This window comes from Neptuniibacter sp. CAU 1671 (genome assembly GCF_029222905.1).
Taxonomy (GTDB): domain Bacteria; phylum Pseudomonadota; class Gammaproteobacteria; order Pseudomonadales; family Balneatricaceae; genus Neptuniibacter.
Genome location: NZ_JARHUE010000004.1, coordinates 1 through 17,731 on the forward strand (window position 1 = coordinate 1; position 17,731 = coordinate 17,731).

Consider the following 17,731-nt stretch of genomic DNA (forward strand, 5'->3'; position numbering starts at 1 on the left):
TTCGAATACATCGAAGTATTTTATAACCGCATACGTAGGCACTCGGCTTTGGGCTATGTCAGTCCGGCAGAGTATGAGCGCAAATGCGCATAACCTAGTGTCTACTTTTTGTGGGTAGGACCAGAACGGCGCAACTGGCCAGGAGTGACGCCCAACTTAGACCGCAAGACCCGTGTCAGATGCGCCTGATCCGAGAAGCCGCAGTCAAAAGCGATCTCTTTGATCGCCAGCACCCCCTCCTGCAGCATCTGGCGCGCCTTATCCACCCGAAGTGAGGTGACATAAGCATGAGGCGAACAGTCAAAAGAGTCAGCAAATTTACGTGAAAAGGTCCAGACACCCAAGCCCACGACATCCGCCAGATCATCCATCCGAATCGTATGTTGAATATTGGCGTGAATGTACTCAACCAGACGTCGTTTTTGTGCCGGTGTCAGGCCACCCAGAGAATCGCGATCTTTAAAGGTCACATTGGCATAGTGACGCAGCAGATGCACCGCCAGCTGCATCCCCAGCGACTCGGCATAAAGCGCCCCACCTAAACCCGAATCATGGGCTTCTGCATGGATCGCATCCACAATGGAAAGCAGCACCGGATCCTGCATCTGCAACAGATCATGCAGAAACACCTCTTCAATCGGCCGATCCAGTGCATCTCCCGCCACCCGGGACATCAGGTCATTCGACAGATAGACATGATCCACGTCGATCTCTTCGGTCCAGTGCCAGTGAGAGTCATTCATGCTGGTCAATAATGACAGGTCACCGGACGAGCAGACCTTTTTGCTCCAGCGTCCGTCAAAACAGCGCTGCATGGGGGTATGGCCCTTGCTGTAGCGGACAATCATATAATGGTCGATGGGTGGAATCGGCACATCTTGCCCCTGATAGCGGTAGGACCGCTGCGCAATACCGTTCCAGCCCAGATTATCGCTGGTGCTGAGCAGTTTGCCCGGCACCCATTTCGGAAGTTCATGTGGTTTGATTATATTCGGCATATGCATCAACTCTCCCAAACCTCAGCGACGCACTGAACTCACAGCAGCCACATCGGTTCGGCTTTGTCTTTTTTTATTTTTATCACGCACCCAACGTCGTGCATTGTCCGCCCAAACTCAACAGTGTGGACATTACGTATTCAGCAAGCCATATGCCAAAACAGGCATGACCCGTTAATGTATTGATTTAAAGCGACTTTAATTACAGGGATAGTAAACAGACAGCAGCAAAAGCGTTCGAAATTCAAACGTTCTGTTTGAACTTCATACGCATCATCCGTCCGATGCGAGGTCATCAGCAAACACCCTTAGAGTTAGGCCAGGGCGTTTCAGGTCAGCCTGAATGGTAAAAAAATGGGGGCGCAGCAGCGCTTTGCCCCCCAAAAAAATATTGACCAGCATCGGCGACGAATGCTGCAACATGTCTCCTCTGGATCATGTCAATCGGGGATCAGATGACAGTCCAGTATCTGCCTCTAGGACAGAGGTCTGATGGTGGCTGCAGAGATTAACTCTGCAGCAACGCATTCAGATAAGTATCCAACTGCTCCAACATCGCCGGATCTGTGCCAAACAAGCCCAGATGGCCATCAATGGATTGCAGTGGACGAAACTCACTGTCGGGAATCAACTGTTGCTCGGCCTGAGCATCAGCTGGCGGGAAAAACATGTCATGACTGATCGGCATGACAAAGGTTTTCGCCTTGATCCGTCCCAGTGCAGCGGCCAGATCACCCGCCGTATGACGACTGACATCAGCACGCTGCCATTTCCAGATCATCCGCAACAGGTTGTTGGGGTCCATCGGAGCAAAGTACCCGGTCATAAACTCATCAACAAAGGCACGCATGGAGTCGAAGCCCAATTCCCGGTGGCGGTTTGCCGCAAAGAAATCAGTGCTCCAGCCCATCACTGTCCAGAGTTTGGCATGGCGCTTCAGCCCGGCGATCATCTGCTCTGATGAAGCATAATGACCTTCTTTGTAGTTCGGGTCTGAAAGCAGTGCCTCGGCCAGGGTTTCAGCGAACATAAAATCATGCTCACTGTTTTTCGCCGTACCTGCGATCGGTGCCGCACGCTTCACGAACTCCGGATAGCGCACTGCCCATTCATAGGTTTGCTGGGCGCCCATTGATCCACCCACCACCAGCGCCAGGCTTTCAATGCCAAAGTGCTCGGTCAGCAGCCGGTATTGTGCTCTGACATCATCACTGATGCGCACAAATGGGAACGCAGGCCCCTGAAGACCCTCCCCCGCATTGCTGGGGGAGGTCGACAACCCATTGCCAATCTGGTTAACAATGATGATGAAGTACTTGGTGGGGTCCAGTGCGCGGCCTTCGCCGATATACACCTGCTCCATGATCTTACTGGTACCGGAGTACCAGGTCGGGATCAGGATGGCATTATCCTTGGCTGCATTGAGCTGTCCGAAAATGGACACTGCCAGCTTGCAGTTAGGGATCTTACCGCCCTCTTCCAGGTTTAAATCACCAATATCGATGAGTTCAAACGGGCCATGATTTTCCTGTGAGTAATAACCACTCATATCATTCACCTCTTATTATGATTAGGGTGTAAGCCTTTCAGTTTGAAGCCCGAATTACTTCATCTCGAAGCCAGGGTAACCCTGAGCTGCAACGTCATCACAATGCTTGTGGTAGTTACCCACACCGCCGATGTAAGAGATCAGGCGACGCGGTTTACCTTCAACGTTGGAACCCATGTACCAGGAGTCAGTTTTGACCACCAGTGTCTTGGCTGCCACCTCATCATGGTGTTCAACCCACTCAGTTTCAGTTTCCTGAGACACCTCAACCACTTTCTTGCCGTTTTTAATGGCGTGATCGATGCAGTTGGTGATCCAGTCCACCTGATACTGCAGACAGGTCGTCATGTTGCACAGCGCAGCAGACGGCGCCAGCGGTGCACCCGTGGTGAACAGGTTTGGATAACCGTGGATCTGCATGCCCATTGCGGTAGTGATCTCTTTCTGCCACTGCTCTTTCAGGGAGCGGTTACCACGACCACGGAAGTCGATACGACTCAGCGCGCCGGAACCGGCATCAAAACCGATCGCCAGAATGATCACATCCACTTCATGCACTTTGCCATCGGCGGTTTTAATGCCTTCAGCCACAAACTCTTCAATCGGTGCAGCCTGGCAATCCACCGCTTCCACGTTGTCCTGCAGGTAGACTTCAAGATATTTGTTTTCCAGCGGTACACGGTGGGTACCAAAGCCGTAGTCATCCTTGCCTGGAATCAGCAGGTCACACAGACGCTCATCATTGCCCAGACGGCTGCGCATTTTGCCGCGTACAAACTCAGAGATTTCTTCACTGACGCCTTCATCTACAAACATCTCAGGGAAAGATGCCAGCCACAGTGCCAGAGAGCCATTTTCCCAACGGTCTTCCAGAAGCGCCTGACGCTCTTCCGGTGTGCAGTCTGCCCAGGCTTTATCATGGAAATCGTAATCAAAACCGGCAAAGGTAGTACGCACTTTGGCTTTCAGTTCATTGAAACGATCACACCAGCCCGCCCAGTCTTGTTCACTGTATTTAGGGTTACGCATAGGGATGATGTACTGCGGCGTACGCACAAATACCTTCATGGAGCCCACTTCTGGGGCAATGGTCTGGATCACCTGAATACCGGTGGCGCCGGTACCAATCACCGCCACACGCTTGCCTTTCAGATCAACTTCACCTTTTGGCCACAGACCGGTGGTATACACTTCGCCTTTGAAGTTCTGCTGGCCTTTGAAACGATTTTCCAGTGGCGCAGACAACATGCCGCAACAGGCAACAAGGAACTGACAGTTAATTTTTTCACCGGCATCGGTGGTTACATTCCAGCGGCCAGTGGCTTCATCGAAATGCGCAGAAGCGATACGAGTGCTGAACTGAATATCTTTTTTCAGATCCAGGCGGTCGGCCACAAAGTTCAACCACTCTTCTGTTTCAGGCTGCGCAGGAAAACGCTCGCTGGGCTTCCAGGACTTATACAGCTCTTCAGAGAACCAATACTGATAAATTTCAGCCTGAGAATCGAAACGCGCACCCGGGTAACGGTTCCAGTACCAGGTACCACCCACACCGGTGCCGGTTTCATAGGCACGTACATTGAGTCCCATTTCACGTAAGCGGTGTAACTGGTATAAACCTGCAACCCCTGCACCAATTACCATTGCGTCTAATACTGTTACATTTTCAGAAGAAGGATTCATAACACATCTCCGTTTTTTATGATTATCCTGACTAAGGTCATGACATTGCTTAAACTTGCGTTTAGGCTGCCCCTATCAAATACCCTTTAAAACTATTCTCAGCGCGCCCGATTTTCTTGAACAAACTCAGGGATCTTTTGTAAAAATGCGTGTTTTGAATAAATAAAAACCAAGAAGGGTTGAGAACAAAAAAAGGGCAAGCGGAGTTATCAGGGGCAACAACTCGGACTTGCCTAAAAGAGAAAGGAACAGCTATCGGAACGAAATTTTCTGATATTTTATTTTATTGTCGTGCACATAAATGGTGGCATCAGCCTCTTCAAAGTGAGGTGCTGCATCCCACTTGAGATGAATCAGATCACCTTCAACCGTCATAGAGTCAACCCTGATTTTCTGCCTTAAACCCAAACGCTTACGCCCCAGGCAGCCAGAGTAGTACTGCTTGATATTACTGTCGCCCAAGTAAAACTTTTCATTTACCACCAACACAGAGGTACTGTCGTAGTCCTGCATGATCTCGTCGACTACCGCAAAAACCTCGTCAGCCTCAGCGGGCATTTCAATATATTGGTTATATAGAAAAAGATGATGATTCAGTATTTTTTTGGCCGACTTTGCAGATCTTGGTTTTGAATGATTCATCATATCCACTACCTTTTATTTTTTATGAACCATTTACGTACAGCAATGCAATGGCATTACCGAGTTACGCAGAGTTATTAAATTCTGAATACAGTAACTAATTAAACGTTACTGAAGCCGATCTGCCTTTTATTGAATATTTCTTTGTTTTTTTTGAAAATCCGACCGGCCTGATTAACTAAATAAACTGCAGAGCGATAGCACACCACCCCGCCTCAGACAGACAATATCGACAGGATATTTGCGCCCCGAAACGCCCTTTTCTGTTTCAAACAGCACTTAGTGATAGGTCTGAAAAAAAGCGAATTTGAAGGTGTCTGTCGGTGGGTTTCAGGCTAGGATTAATGAAACCCACATCAGCGATAAGGACTGATCATGTATAAACAGATGTACTACACCGACGACCTGACCAACATGTCGGAAGAGATCGTCTTCAAGCAGTTGCATGAGATTATCGAAAGCGGTGAGGAAGAGATAAAACCTACAGCGATTACCGTGCAGGATATAGCGGCAATCGCCCTGAACAACATCCCCCCAAAATACATCTGTAACGTGTTGGACAAGCATAATTTCCCCGCCAGTCTGAAAGCAGAACTGGAAAGTCTGGAGAAGTTTGCCCGTTATCAGGTGCTCAAGGCGATCCAGATCGTCAGAGATAACCCCCACGACTGAAGCCGGTACCAGGCAGCCTCTAACGTTCAAGACACAGAGCGGAGAAAACCGCTCTGACAGAGGACTCAAGTTTGAGATTGGAACGATACACCGGTGCTCGTTTACTCGACTATATAGATGAGCTGGCACGGCTGAGAATCGAAGTATTCAGAGCATTTCCCTACCTCTATGAAGGCGACCCTGCCTACGAAGCTCGTTACCTGAAAACCTATATTGAATCCCCGGGCAGTGTGATTGTTCTGGCGCTGGAAGGGGACAGCGTGGTGGGTGCAGCCAGCGGCATTCCGCTCAAATATGAAACCGATGTTGTCAAAAAACCCTTTCTTGACGCCGGTTATGATATCGACAGCCTGTTTTACTGCGGTGAATCCGTTTTGCTTGATCACTACCGCGGCCAGGGTATCGGTGTTGAATTTTTCAGGCACCGTGAAGCCCACGCCAAATCACTTGGCGGTTTCAGTCAGAGCTGTTTCTGTGCTGTGCAACGCCCGGCAGATCATCCGCTAAGGCCCACCGATTATGTGCCGCTGGACGGATTCTGGGAGAAACGCGGCTATACCAAACAACCGGAACTGACGACCCAGTTCAGTTGGCGCGAGCTAGGTGAAGCGTCGGAGTCACCCAAACCGATGACATTTTGGCTGAAAACGCTGTAAAAAAGCCGGCATACGCCGGCTTCATGATTTATTTGGCGTCCGCCGCCAGTTTGTCAGAGGTGTCTCGTAAGAAGGCAATAATCTGCCAGATCTCTTCGTCAGTATGACTCTCTCTGAACGACCCCATGATGGTGTCAGGACGACCATGGATAATCACTGAATACATATATTCCGGTGTATTGCCACCACCGGGACGCCATGGACCCGTCACCAGTGACGGTGCCCGTGAGCCTTTGCCCTCCGGGCCATGACAGAACAGACAGGTGTTACCAAACAGTTGTCGTCCCATGGCGATGGAATCCGGATTACCCAGATGTTTTTCCGCCAGTGCCGACAGGGCTTCCTCAGAAATGCCGTCACCCTGAAGGCCTTCAACTCCAAATGCCCACGCTCCCGATACGACGGCTGACAAAGCAACCGTCAGCGCCATTTTTTTAATCTGATGCATAGATAGATCCTAAAGTTCTGAGTGGAGCGGGCCTGCGACCCGCCCCGGATGTTACACCGTTAAACGGCCTTTATTTTTTATGCAGTGCGAACACAAACAGACCACCGCCTTTGGTGTTGTGTTTGAAGAATTCGCCATACACCAGTGGCCACAGGCTGCCACCGCCAGGACCTACCAGCACAGCAACATACTGAGTGTCGCCAACCATGTAGGTGGTTGGGTTAGAGTGAATACCGGTACCCACGTTGTATTCGTACAGGGTTTCGCCGGTATCGTCCTTAACAGCGCGGAAGAAACCTTCAGCATCACCGTTGAAGACCAGACCACCCGCCGTTGCCAGCACACCGCCTGTTGCAGGAACGTTCTGAGAACGCATCCATTCCAGTTCACCGGTGGTGCCGTTAAAGGCTTTCAGGTAACCCGCACCCGGATGCAGACGCAGGGTGTTGGTGCCCAGGAACCACTGACCCGGTTTAAACTCCTGCTTCTTGGCTTCCAGATCCATCGACATGTCGATAACAGGCACGTAGATCATGCCGGTACGCTTACTGTAAGCGGCCGGATGCCACTCTTTACCGCCACCCAGGGTAGGCGCGATATCAGTAGTTACTTTGCCTTCTGTTGGCACTTTATCCGGGTTCACTTTTGGACGGCAGTTGCTGTCAAAGCTCTCAACCCAGTTAACCCGCTGCATTGGCACAACCCAGTTACACTTGTAGGTATTGCGGTCAATGGAGTACAGGTGACCATTACGGTCAGCGTGCAGATAGGTTTTACGGCCTTCTTTATCCTTGATCAGGATCGCTTCGTTGGTACCGTCATAATCCCAGACATCGTGTGGGGTGTACTGGAAGTGTTTAACGATGGTGCCGTCTTTTGGATCGATCGCAACAGTAGAGCCGGTGTAGAGGTTATCCCCTTCACGGACACTGCCGTCAAAATCCGGTACCGGGTTACCTACACCGTACAGGATGTAGCCGGTCTCTTTATCATAAGAAGGCGGCAACCAAGGTGTACCACCGGCTGTTTTCCAGGAATCACCCGCCCAGGTTTTGGCAATTTTTTCTTTGCCGGTCACTGGTACTGTATGGGTTTTCCAGATCAGCTCGCCGGTATCGGCATCCAGCGCATACACAGTACCAGGGTTTGCACCCAGGTCACCGCCGGAGTTACCGATCACGATCATGCCGTTAATTACCATCGGCATTGAAGTCAGGATTTCACCAGTTTTGTAATCACCCAGTTTTTTCTCCCAGACGACTTCGCCGGTGTTGTTATCCAGCGCCACCATATGGGTGTCCAGAGTTGCCATGTAGACCTTGTCTTTGTACACAGCAACACCGCGGTTTACAGAACCACAGCAGAGTTTAGGACCCAGATCACCTGGCAATGCACGCTGATACTTCCACAGAACATCACCAGTGGTGCCATCCAGCGCAAACGCGATGTTATGGCTGGAGGTGACATACAGACGACCATTGACAGCCATGACCTGGCTGTCCTGAGCGCCAATCACGCCAAAAGACAGGTTCCATTTAGGCACCATGTCACTGACATTTTCCTGATTAATCTGGGTTAGCGGTGAATAGCGGGTACCTTCATAATCCCGGCCATAATGCAGCCAGTTGTTGGGGTCTTTGTCAGCATTCAGCAACATGTCATCGGTGACAAAGTTATTCAGGTGCGTACCTTCCAGTACGCTCACACCCAATGCGTGACTGTTCATCGAAACAGTCAGCGCCATCACTCCGATGCTGACGGCCCGTCCTACGCCAAATCTAACTGTCATATTTATGCCTCTTATATGTTTTTATGAACAAAAATATCGACAAATATCCCACTCTGCGGGTTATTTAATCATTTTGGTTTTTGGTGCAGGCATAAGAGGCGCAAAGGACATGCCAAAATCACATATCATTGATTTATATATCTTTATTATTAAACCCGACAGATTAAGTCGGAATTTTTAGAACAGACTGTGGCAACTGCGACAGTATGCCGCGAGACAAAAACAGAAAAGCCATGCAGAGCATGGCTTTTAAAGTAGAGAGGAACGCAGAATCAGTCTAATTCGTACTCTTCAGACTCAATCAGCAGGCCGTATTTTTTGATTTTACGGTGCAAAGTGGAACGACTCACACCCAGTGCCTTTGCGGCACGGGTCACAACCCAGCGATGCTGTTCCAGGATCTGTTCCAGCTCCTCTTTTTCTGACAGCGGTGCTGCTGCAGACTCATGATGACTGATAGATACCATGCGGGATGGCGGGTAACTACTTGGCACCTCTTCTTTCGAAGTTTCAACCGGTGCCAGTCTCTCTTCCTGAAATACTTCTTCAGGCAGATCTTCCAGTCGGATCATATCCTCTTCACGCATACAGAGTGCAAACTGCAATACGTTTTTCAGCTGACGGATGTTACCCGGCCACGCATAGTGAGACAGTTGCGCCAGGGCATCTTCGGCAATAAAGACCGTAGAGGCTTCACCCTCTTCACGGCAAAGCTCAGACAGCACACGGTTGATAATATGGGGTCGGTCCTCGCGCTCGCGCAAACTTGGCAGTCCAATTCTGAAACCACTGATACGGTAGTAAAGGTCTTCCCTGAAATCGCCACCGGCAACATACTCTTTCAGGTCACGGTGGGTAGCACAGATCACATTCAGATCGACCTTGATCGGATTTACATCACCCAGCGGAATGATCTCTTTTTCGGCCAGCACACGCAGCAGGCGAGCCTGCAGCTCCAGCGGCATATCACCGATCTCATCCAGGAACAGGGTACCGCCATTACTGGCCTGAATTTTACCCACCTTGCCGGACTTCAGTGCGCCAGTGAATGTACCGGCACTGTAGCCAAACAGTTCACTCTCAATCAGAGATTCCGGAATTGCAGCACAGTTAAGGGTGACAAATGGCTTATCACGACGTTCACTGCTGTTGTGCAGAGCCCGGGCCCATACCTCTTTACCGGTACCGGTTTCACCCTGCAGCAGAATACTGATGCCTTTATTCACAATACGTAGGCAGCGCGCTGCTTGTTTCTGCAGCCCAGAATCCTGGCCAGCCACTTCTTCCAGCGGATTAATATCCTGCTGAGGGGCTGAATTTTTACCCTGTTTTTTGACCAGATCCTGATTACGCATGTACGCCTTGGTAATCAGAGTGGATTCATTCACCGGTGGAATCAGGGTGGCAAAGAATTTACGACGTTGCTGACCATAACGGACATAATGTTCAACAATCACATTCTGTTCCAGTTGTGAAAAGGTCAGATCAAAGGTTTCGCAGAACTTACGGCCAACCAGTTCATAACGATCACGGCAGCCCAGGGCAAGCAACATCGGAGTTGTTGCAGCAATAATGGTGTCGTTGTCATTCACTGCAATGAGTGCTGTGGTCGGCGCCATCATCAGTGAAGTGGACATACTGATGACACGCTGGTTTTCATAGGCTTCGCGGAAAATCAAAGTTTCAATCTCATCCGCCGTTTCGCAGACCAGATTCAGTGCCAGCGCCTGCCCCATGCGATTACCGGTGGCGAAGGTAGAGACATCCAGCGCACCAAAGGGATTACCATCGGGTGCAATCAGTGGTGCGGCGGAACAGCTGAAGTTATGCAGGGTTGATCCGTAATGTTCTTCAGCATACACAGTGACAGGCAAGGCTTCAGTCAGACAGGTGCCAAGACCATTGGTACCCACCAGCGACTCGGTCCACAGACTGCCCTGACGCAGGCCTCTGGACTCCAGCTCGTGACCTACACCCGAGTCACAGAACGATTTAACCACTAAACCTTCAGCATTGGTCAGCAGTACTGTATAGCCACTGTTTTTGGAAACGGCCCGAATTTTGTCGAAAACCCCGGCTGAATCGGCCAGTAGTTTTTCCAGCGGTTCACGTTTTTGGCGAACCTCGGATTCGGTCAGATTTAGGACTTCGACTTTGGATTCCGGATCGATTTTGTAACGGTCGCGGCATCGGGTCCAGGAATTTTGAATGTACTGATTAACTTCGCTCTCGCCGCCATCCTTGCGGGTTGTGTCGGAACCAGCTTTGGCAGGTCCAGCCAAAAGCTTATCCTTATTATATGACATCACACTTCACCCTCACCTGGCGATCCATCTGTAATCTGCGGATGCTCAGGATTTTTTTATATTTATAGTGGTACTAAAAGTACATCGTAAAGTGTAGCAGCCCCGTAGTGCAAGCAAACCCCAAAGAATATGGGTTTTTACCTGTTTTCGGTCAGCACCAGCCCCTCGCCAGCATTCTACACTTCTGTTTTTGGTCAAACTTACCTGCCCCTTCCATTTGCTTCTCTCCAATATAGGAGAAAAAAAGGAGCGCGTTTGCACACGCTCAAAATTCTGCTTGGGAGCGCAGAAGCGAAGGTGGGACATGTCGATCAATTACAGTGCGCTAACACCGTAAGGTTTTAAAACAGTATTCAGTCTCCCGTTCTGTTTCAGGGTTTTCAGCATTTCATTAAACCGGGCTTCAGTCGCATCATCCGCTTTTCTCAGGCCCATGGCATAGGCGTAATTCAGCTTCTCATTGAGCAGCGCTTCAGCATCGTAGACCTTGAACTGATGGCCCTGCTGCTGGAAATACCCCAGTGTCACATTAGTGACGACAGCGCCATTAATTTTGCCATCCACAACCGCCTGCAGACGCGATTGTTCATCGTTAAAGCGCACTGCAATTGGAATATCAGCATGGTGTAACGCATGCGATGCAACACTTCCTGCGTTGACGCCAATCACACTATGCCGTTGTTGCAGATCAGCCAGTCCATTGACCGGATCGCTGTCAGCAGACATCACGAGTTTAAATTCAAGATTCAGGTAGGGTTGGGTAATCCGCAGATATTTGGATTCCCCGTCACCGAGACGTGCGACCCCGGTATAGAGGTCGCAGCCGGTTTTACGTGCATCACGTTTCTGCACAATCCAGGAAATTTTCAGTGATACACCCAGGGTGCTTGCCAGCTCACGCGCCAGATCAATCTGCATGCCGCCCACTTCTGGCATACGCACTGAAAACGGAGGCTGGAACGGATTAACACAGACTTCCAATTCGCCGGAGCTTTTAATTTCTTGCAGCGTATCCGCCATCAAGCCGGTGGACACCAGAAACATTAAAGCTGCGATAGCATTTCGCCCTACTCTGCAGCGCATAACTCACCTCACTCCTGGACTTCAGTCCCCAGCGATAAAATGTAGGTCACCAGTTCCCAGCGCTGTTCCGAAGTAAAACTGCGCTTCCAGGGTGGCATCACTAGCGCGCCACGGCGTTTACCGTTAGAGATAGTGTTGTAAAGGTATTCTGCTGTGAATTCGCGATTCTGCAGCTGCTTGGCTTTACCACCAGAGCCTTTATCGCCATGGCAGTAAACGCAGGTTTGGTTAAAACGTGCTTCACCGTTGGCAATGGATTCTTCCCGATCACTGAACACTTTCTCTTTCATTTCAGCGACGTATTCAGGGGTTTCAACCGGTTTTTTTGGTTTTTTAGCTTTACCGTCATCCGCTGGGGGCGCAACAGCACAGGCAACGCCACTGGCCAGAACACTCGCAACCAACAAACTACGACATACAACAGATTTAATTTCGAAAGACATACTACATTCCCAAGACTTTTACGGAGGTGAGGGGCGGTCATACCGCCCCTCTATTTTTATGTTTTTTACGCTGGATTATTCACCCAGAGTAAAGGCGATCAGTGCAGCACCGCCTGGCAGACCACCCATTTCAGGGAAGGCACTCGCCATGAAGCCTGGTGCATGAGAACCCATACCGGTTGAAGCCAGAATGTACTGCTTACCGTTTACGGAGTAGCTCACGATACCACCACGCAGACCTGAACCTGCGTTGAAGTTCCACACTTCCTTACCGTTTTCAGCGTTATACGCGTGAATGATACCCTTTGGTGAACCGTTAAATACCAGGTTACCGCCGGTGGTCAGAACACTGCTCAGACCTGGCAGTGGGTAATCAATAGACCACTTCAGTTTACCGGTGATTGGATCACGGGCATCCAGTCGCGCAGACGCTTTACCACCTGGAGGCGGTACAGCAACCAGCTTGCTAACACCCAGATACAGACCCGCCAGACCTACGCTTTCGTGCTCCTGCGCTGCAGGGACAACAACGTTACATACTTCCATAGCGTTGGTGTACCACAGACCCGTGTTAGGGTTGTATGCACCGTGGTTCCAGCTACGCGCACCCAACAGGTAAGGACAGATAGTGGTTTCTTCACCAACTGGCATTGGCAGACGTTTGCCCAGCTCACCAGTTTTAGGGTTGATGCCATCAACAAAGTTGATGTTCTGAGCCAGCGGCCATACGTTCTCGATGGCGCCATCTTTTTTATCTACAACGAATACGAAACCGCTCTTGTTCAGGTGAACCAGAACATCTTTGCCGTTGTGTTTCAGAGCTACTGCTTCATAAGAGGCGTCATAATCCCAAACATCGTGCGGGATTTCCTGACGGCCCCATTTCAGCTTGCCGGTTTTAGGATCGATCGCCAGCAGACTCGCACTCCACTTGTTGTCACCTACACGCTCAGCACCGTAGAAGTCTGGAGCCGCGTTTGCAGTACCAATGTAGATAGTGTCGGTTTTTTCATCGTAGGTGCCTGGCAGCCACGCGCCACTACCACCCACTTCACCGGAATCACCAGGCCAGCTCTTCGGATCATCTTTCTGCAGGATGTCGAAGGTCCACATAGGCTCACCCGTCTTGGCATTGACGGCGAAAATCTTACCCTGAGTTGGCTGGTCACCACCGGTAGTACCACCAAACAGCACGTCACCTGCCAGCTGTGGCGGAGATGAGAACAGGCAGCCGTAGCAGCTTTCCAGATCGGTGATCTGAGTAGACCACTTCTCTTTACCGGTTTTCTGATCCAGTGCGATGAAGCGACCGTCCAGAGAGCCGACGTATACGTTACCGTGACCAACGGTTACACCGCGGCTGGCTGCTACGTAGAATACTTCATTAACAATTTCATCCAGCTCTGGCTGGTAGTGCCAAATCTGCTCGCCGGTTGCAGCATTAAGTGCAAACACGTTGTTGTTTGGACCGATATAGTAAGCAACACCGTCGATAACAATCGGAGTCGCCTGCAGACCCATCTGAATATCACCTGGCTGATGAATCCAGGCCACTTTCAGCTTATTGATGTTACCCGCATTGATTTGATCAAGAGGACTGTAACGCCATGCATCAGAGGTACGATGGTACTGCGGCCAGTCATTCGGGCTAACCTTGGAAGAATCCGCTGCAACGGTTGTAGACACCAGACCAGACACTGCAACAGCAGATGCGATACTGGCCGACAGCATGAGTTTTCTTATTGTAATCACTTCATCTTCTCCATCTAACATTTTGAAAGCAGACCCGGACATCTTCCGTTAGAGTCGCGTCTGCGGCTGTAACCAATCAAGAGTGAGCAACAAGCAGGCCAAAATCATTCAAAAACACAACAACAAAACATAAGCCTATGTTATGTAAGTATTTTTTAATAACACTATTATTCTTTATAGACTGGCTACCGTTCTAAAAAATCCATTTAATATTTCCCGGTGACACACTCTGTTTCGTCCTGAGACAGTCTGTTCAGGATAAAAATCCCAATAAATCAAACAACCAACCGCCTGCATATCAAAATCGGTATGTCTTTTGCTTTATATTTCAGTGATGCCAATTTGCATCATTCAATAAAATGCAATGGAGAATAAAAATGAAATGGCAAAAACCAGAATTTAAAGATTTAAGAATCGGATTCGAAGTTACTATGTACTTTTCGAACCGTTAATCTGCTTCGCTGCAACTCCAGTCCCAGCCTGGAGTTGCTTCCTCTCATCAGCCACCACATCTGCACCGCCACACTCTGCAACAATTTCTGAAACAGTTTGTGCCAAACTGCACAAAACACACGACACTCACCTCAGTCTAGCTCAACCCGACAAACTTATATCATTGATTTTAAATACAAAATTAGCTGGCATGCATTTTGAATTGCTCCTACTGTTTTTTACTCAAATGGAGCAATTAAGGATGAAAAAAATAAAAACCCTTTCTGCACTGGCTTTGATGGCGGTGTTCAGTACTCAGGTGCTGGCGGGTATGCCTGGCATGCGAGGGACTCAGCATCTGGGGATCACCGTGCCAAACGTTAAAGAAGCGACTGCTTTCTTTAAAGATGTGATTGGTTGCGAGTCATTCTATTCAATCGGTCCTTTTGGTCCTTTTGATGATGACTGGATGACTGAAAACCTGAACGTAGATAAAAAAGCCGTCATCAAAACAGCTCACCTGATGCGCTGTGGCAACGGCCCTGCGCTGGAAATCTTCGAATACACTGCCCCTGACCAGAAAATGACGCCACCGCGTAACAGCGACATCGGTGGTCATCACCTGGCGTTCTATGTCGATGATATGGATGCAGCTGTCGCATTTCTTGAAGAGAAAGGCATCAAGGTTCTGGGTAAACCTCACACCTTTACCGATACCGGCATGAAAGGCCTAACCTGGGTATATTTCATGGCACCTTGGGGCATGCAGCTTGAAATCGTGAGCTACCCCTTTGGTCAGGGTTATGAAAAAGAAACCGGTCGTCGTATGTGGGATCCCCGCTACTAATACCAGATCGGCTTGACCAAATCGGGAACACCCAGCGGTGTTCCCGTTTTCGGGGGTGAACATGAAACGTTTATTTATTGCTTGTTTGTTACTGCTCAGTCAGCACGTCGCTGCACACTTTACCCATTTCGAACCCAGAATCCTGCATATCTATCAGGATAAGTCCGACATACTTGTTTTGATGCGCATGCCACTGCCGCTTGTACTGCTGGATGCCTCCTGGAAAGGAATTGATGCTAAAAATCAGGTGCCTTATACCAAACAGGCCGAGATGGAAGATGGGATCGACTATCTGCTCGACCGGGCTGCACTGACTGAAAAACCTGAACTGTTGATTGAAAAAATTTCTCAGGGCTACCGTTTTGAAATCAATCAATCACTAAGGTCAGCCCAGGTTGAGGCCATCCACCTTTTTAATTCCGATAACCGCCGTTCCTTTGTGGATATCGCTTCAGCGGAATCGAATTTTGACGGGTTCATGCTGCTTGAACCCGAAGCAATCAAGTTTTTCGATACCGGACTGGATATTAAATTCAGACTGCAAAACGCCTCGGTTATAGCGGATAACATGACCATTTTCAGTAAACTGGGTGACCAGTTTAATGCCATCAACCGGCTGGCGAATGTGGTCAATATTTACCGTAATGGTCAGCATCTATCGAATACCACGGTGGGCATTCTTGAGCTGTCGTCCCAACGCCTGCCCTCTGCATGGGAACGCGGGATCAGTGGTTTCTGGCAAGGCATGGAACACATTTTCATCGGCCTAGATCACGTACTGTTTATTCTGCTGATTTTCTTTACCTCAAACAGCATCATGCGACTGATTACACTGGCCACAGCGTTCACCATCGGGCATTCATTCAGTCTGTTGGTGGGTGACAATCTACTGATCAGTGCAGGCTTTTTCATACCCGCGATAGAACTGCTGATCGCATTATCGATTGCCGTCACGGCCGTCGCGCTGATCATGAATAAAGGGCACCATCTCACCAGCACACCGATGCTGTGCATTGGTTTTATTCATGGCTTTGGATTTTCCTTTGTGTTCCGGGAACTCGCAGAAGCATCAGGCCAGGGTAGAGACTGGCTGACACTGAGCACGTTTACACTGGGTATTGAGGCTGGCCAATTAATTATCTATTTGCTGGCATTTGGCTTTGCATGGTGTGTAAATCACTATCTCTCGCCTAAACGCTCACTGGCGTTTTATGTATCACTCTTCGCGTTGGCCGTCTCACAGTACTGGGTGCTAACGCGTATGCTGCCACTGCTTGATGCGGTGATCTGACAACAAAAAAGGCATGCTCTGCATGCCTTTTTTCCATCTATCTGGCGCTCACCGCTTAGATCACTGGTCAATGCCGTAATGCTTAATGACCCGACCTGTTTTCAGATCAACCACTGTAATGATCTGATTATTGTGCTGACGCAGCCATACCTGTTTATCCACCGCATCAACATGCAAAATGTCCGAATCCCGATTCATGTTTACGACACCCTCTGAACGAAACAGAGAAGTATCAATCACTTGCACGGATTGATCCGCTAATGCCAGATACAAACGATCATCCTTTTCATCAAACAAAATCTCGCCCCTGAAATCTCCAACCGGTATCTGACTTAACAGCGCGTTCTGCTCAAGGCTGTAAACCGAGATCAATGAACTGGCATAACTCAGTACATACAGAAGATTATGCCGATTAGACAGCCAGAACCGATCCGGACGTGACTCAAGCTTAAAGCGCTCTTTAACCGTACCAGAGGCTATATCCATCACAAAGATCGATTTCTTTTCGACATCTGCATAATAGAGTCGGTCGCCATGCAGCTTAATTTCACCCACTCTTCCTGGAACAGGCAGCTGAAAAAGACCGACCGGAGCGGACTTTAACTCATCATAAACCAGTACAGTATTATGGGATTCCCTGACAAAAGAAAACGAGGGTTTGTTTTCATCCTCAGGCATCGGAAAAGAAAAATATGCAGCTGCAGCACATAGGAGAGAAGTCGACAGCAGAACACCTGTGACTGTACGACGCTTCATAATAAAAACCTTTAGAGTTTTTAAAAAAATACCCGAAATAACATGATTTGATTTGAAGGGGCGATGAACTTAAATCATGTTATTTCGGGCGACTTCAGCCAAAACTGACTGCATCCAAACCTACCTGTATCTCGCATTACAGAGCAGACCCATTTGCATTTCGAAACACGTGCGAAGAATGTCACTGTTTTCAGTTTATTGGCCGACAAGACTCACAACACTCCATGAACTTAGTGAGGCGACAACCTGACCAAGGTCATCACTTAACTAAGAGCAATTTGAATGCCAAAATTTAAATAATTGATTTATATGAGTTTTTAATTTTAGCTTCCGCACACTATAGGCCAATCTGCAACACAGCGTTGCATCTGTGCTACACCTCGT

The 17,731-nt window shown here is 49.1% G+C and carries 17 protein-coding genes; 6 read left to right on the forward strand and 11 right to left on the reverse strand.

The genetic code is table 11. The features are described 5' to 3' along the window. Window positions 1–93 (forward strand): IS3 family transposase (locus P2G53_RS07765; RefSeq protein WP_275815263.1); only part of this gene is annotated, 93 nt, incomplete at its 5' end. An 8-nt stretch (window positions 94–101) separates the two neighbouring features. On the opposite strand, the gene P2G53_RS07770 is transcribed toward P2G53_RS07765, so the two are convergent. The 4 genes from P2G53_RS07770 to P2G53_RS07785 form a co-directional block, all read right to left on the reverse strand. After that, window positions 102–998: an AraC family transcriptional regulator gene (locus P2G53_RS07770; RefSeq protein WP_275815903.1), complete on the reverse strand. Its 897-nt coding sequence runs from the start codon at window positions 996–998 to the stop codon at window positions 102–104. 508 nt (window positions 999–1,506) lie between these two features. Continuing rightward, window positions 1,507–2,547 (reverse strand): alpha/beta fold hydrolase, encoded by a 1,041-nt coding sequence (locus P2G53_RS07775; protein ID WP_275815905.1) that lies wholly within the window; start codon window positions 2,545–2,547, stop codon window positions 1,507–1,509. A 54-nt stretch (window positions 2,548–2,601) separates the two neighbouring features. Further along, window positions 2,602–4,230, reverse strand: a complete 1,629-nt coding sequence (locus tag P2G53_RS07780; protein ID WP_275815907.1) for an NAD(P)/FAD-dependent oxidoreductase — start codon at window positions 4,228–4,230, stop codon at window positions 2,602–2,604. Window positions 4,231–4,482: 252 nt separating this feature from the next. After that, complete coding sequence (locus tag P2G53_RS07785; protein ID WP_275815909.1) at window positions 4,483–4,788, reverse strand: hypothetical protein; 306 nt, start codon at window positions 4,786–4,788, stop codon at window positions 4,483–4,485. Between the two features lie 459 nt (window positions 4,789–5,247). Between P2G53_RS07785 and P2G53_RS07790 the strand changes: the two genes are divergently transcribed. Then, window positions 5,248–5,544 (forward strand): late competence development ComFB family protein, encoded by a 297-nt coding sequence (locus P2G53_RS07790; RefSeq protein WP_275815911.1) that lies wholly within the window; start codon window positions 5,248–5,250, stop codon window positions 5,542–5,544. Window positions 5,545–5,615: 71 nt separating this feature from the next. After that, window positions 5,616–6,200 (forward strand): GNAT family N-acetyltransferase, encoded by a 585-nt coding sequence (locus P2G53_RS07795; RefSeq protein ID WP_275815913.1) that lies wholly within the window; start codon window positions 5,616–5,618, stop codon window positions 6,198–6,200. 28 nt (window positions 6,201–6,228) lie between these two features. Here the strand turns inward: P2G53_RS07795 and P2G53_RS07800 are convergent, their stop codons facing one another. From P2G53_RS07800 to P2G53_RS07825, 6 genes are all read right to left on the reverse strand, one after another. After that, window positions 6,229–6,648, reverse strand: a complete 420-nt coding sequence (locus P2G53_RS07800) for a cytochrome c (protein WP_275815915.1) — start codon at window positions 6,646–6,648, stop codon at window positions 6,229–6,231. 70 nt (window positions 6,649–6,718) lie between these two features. Then, the gene (locus P2G53_RS07805; protein WP_275815917.1) at window positions 6,719–8,437 is read right to left on the reverse strand and encodes a PQQ-dependent dehydrogenase, methanol/ethanol family; all 1,719 of its coding nucleotides are present in this window, start codon (window positions 8,435–8,437) and stop codon (window positions 6,719–6,721) included. Between the two features lie 272 nt (window positions 8,438–8,709). After that, window positions 8,710–10,743, reverse strand: a complete 2,034-nt coding sequence (locus P2G53_RS07810) for a sigma-54-dependent Fis family transcriptional regulator (protein WP_275815919.1) — start codon at window positions 10,741–10,743, stop codon at window positions 8,710–8,712. Window positions 10,744–11,058: 315 nt separating this feature from the next. Then, the gene (locus P2G53_RS07815; RefSeq protein ID WP_275815921.1) at window positions 11,059–11,826 is read right to left on the reverse strand and encodes a transporter substrate-binding domain-containing protein; all 768 of its coding nucleotides are present in this window, start codon (window positions 11,824–11,826) and stop codon (window positions 11,059–11,061) included. A gap of 8 nt (window positions 11,827–11,834) precedes the next feature. Next, window positions 11,835–12,269 carry a cytochrome c gene (locus P2G53_RS07820; RefSeq protein ID WP_275815924.1) on the reverse strand — a complete coding sequence of 145 codons (435 nt, stop codon included), beginning with the start codon at window positions 12,267–12,269 and terminating at the stop codon, window positions 11,835–11,837. Between the two features lie 75 nt (window positions 12,270–12,344). Further along, window positions 12,345–14,042 (reverse strand): PQQ-binding-like beta-propeller repeat protein, encoded by a 1,698-nt coding sequence (locus P2G53_RS07825; RefSeq protein ID WP_275815926.1) that lies wholly within the window; start codon window positions 14,040–14,042, stop codon window positions 12,345–12,347. Between the two features lie 356 nt (window positions 14,043–14,398). Here P2G53_RS07825 and pqqA point away from each other — a divergent pair, with 356 nt between their 5' ends. The 3 genes from pqqA to P2G53_RS07840 all read left to right on the forward strand — a co-directional run bounded on the left by pqqA (window position 14,399) and on the right by P2G53_RS07840 (window position 16,591). Continuing rightward, window positions 14,399–14,473 (forward strand): pyrroloquinoline quinone precursor peptide PqqA, encoded by a 75-nt coding sequence (pqqA, locus tag P2G53_RS07830; RefSeq protein ID WP_275816586.1) that lies wholly within the window; start codon window positions 14,399–14,401, stop codon window positions 14,471–14,473. 242 nt (window positions 14,474–14,715) lie between these two features. Further along, the gene (locus P2G53_RS07835) at window positions 14,716–15,300 is read left to right on the forward strand and encodes a VOC family protein (RefSeq protein WP_275815928.1); all 585 of its coding nucleotides are present in this window, start codon (window positions 14,716–14,718) and stop codon (window positions 15,298–15,300) included. Between the two features lie 61 nt (window positions 15,301–15,361). Next, window positions 15,362–16,591, forward strand: a complete 1,230-nt coding sequence (locus P2G53_RS07840) for a HupE/UreJ family protein (protein ID WP_275815930.1) — start codon at window positions 15,362–15,364, stop codon at window positions 16,589–16,591. Window positions 16,592–16,651: 60 nt separating this feature from the next. Here the strand turns inward: P2G53_RS07840 and P2G53_RS07845 are convergent, their stop codons facing one another. Beyond that, complete coding sequence (locus P2G53_RS07845) at window positions 16,652–17,146, reverse strand: hypothetical protein (protein WP_275815932.1); 495 nt, start codon at window positions 17,144–17,146, stop codon at window positions 16,652–16,654. Window positions 17,147–17,731 lie beyond the last annotated feature (585 nt).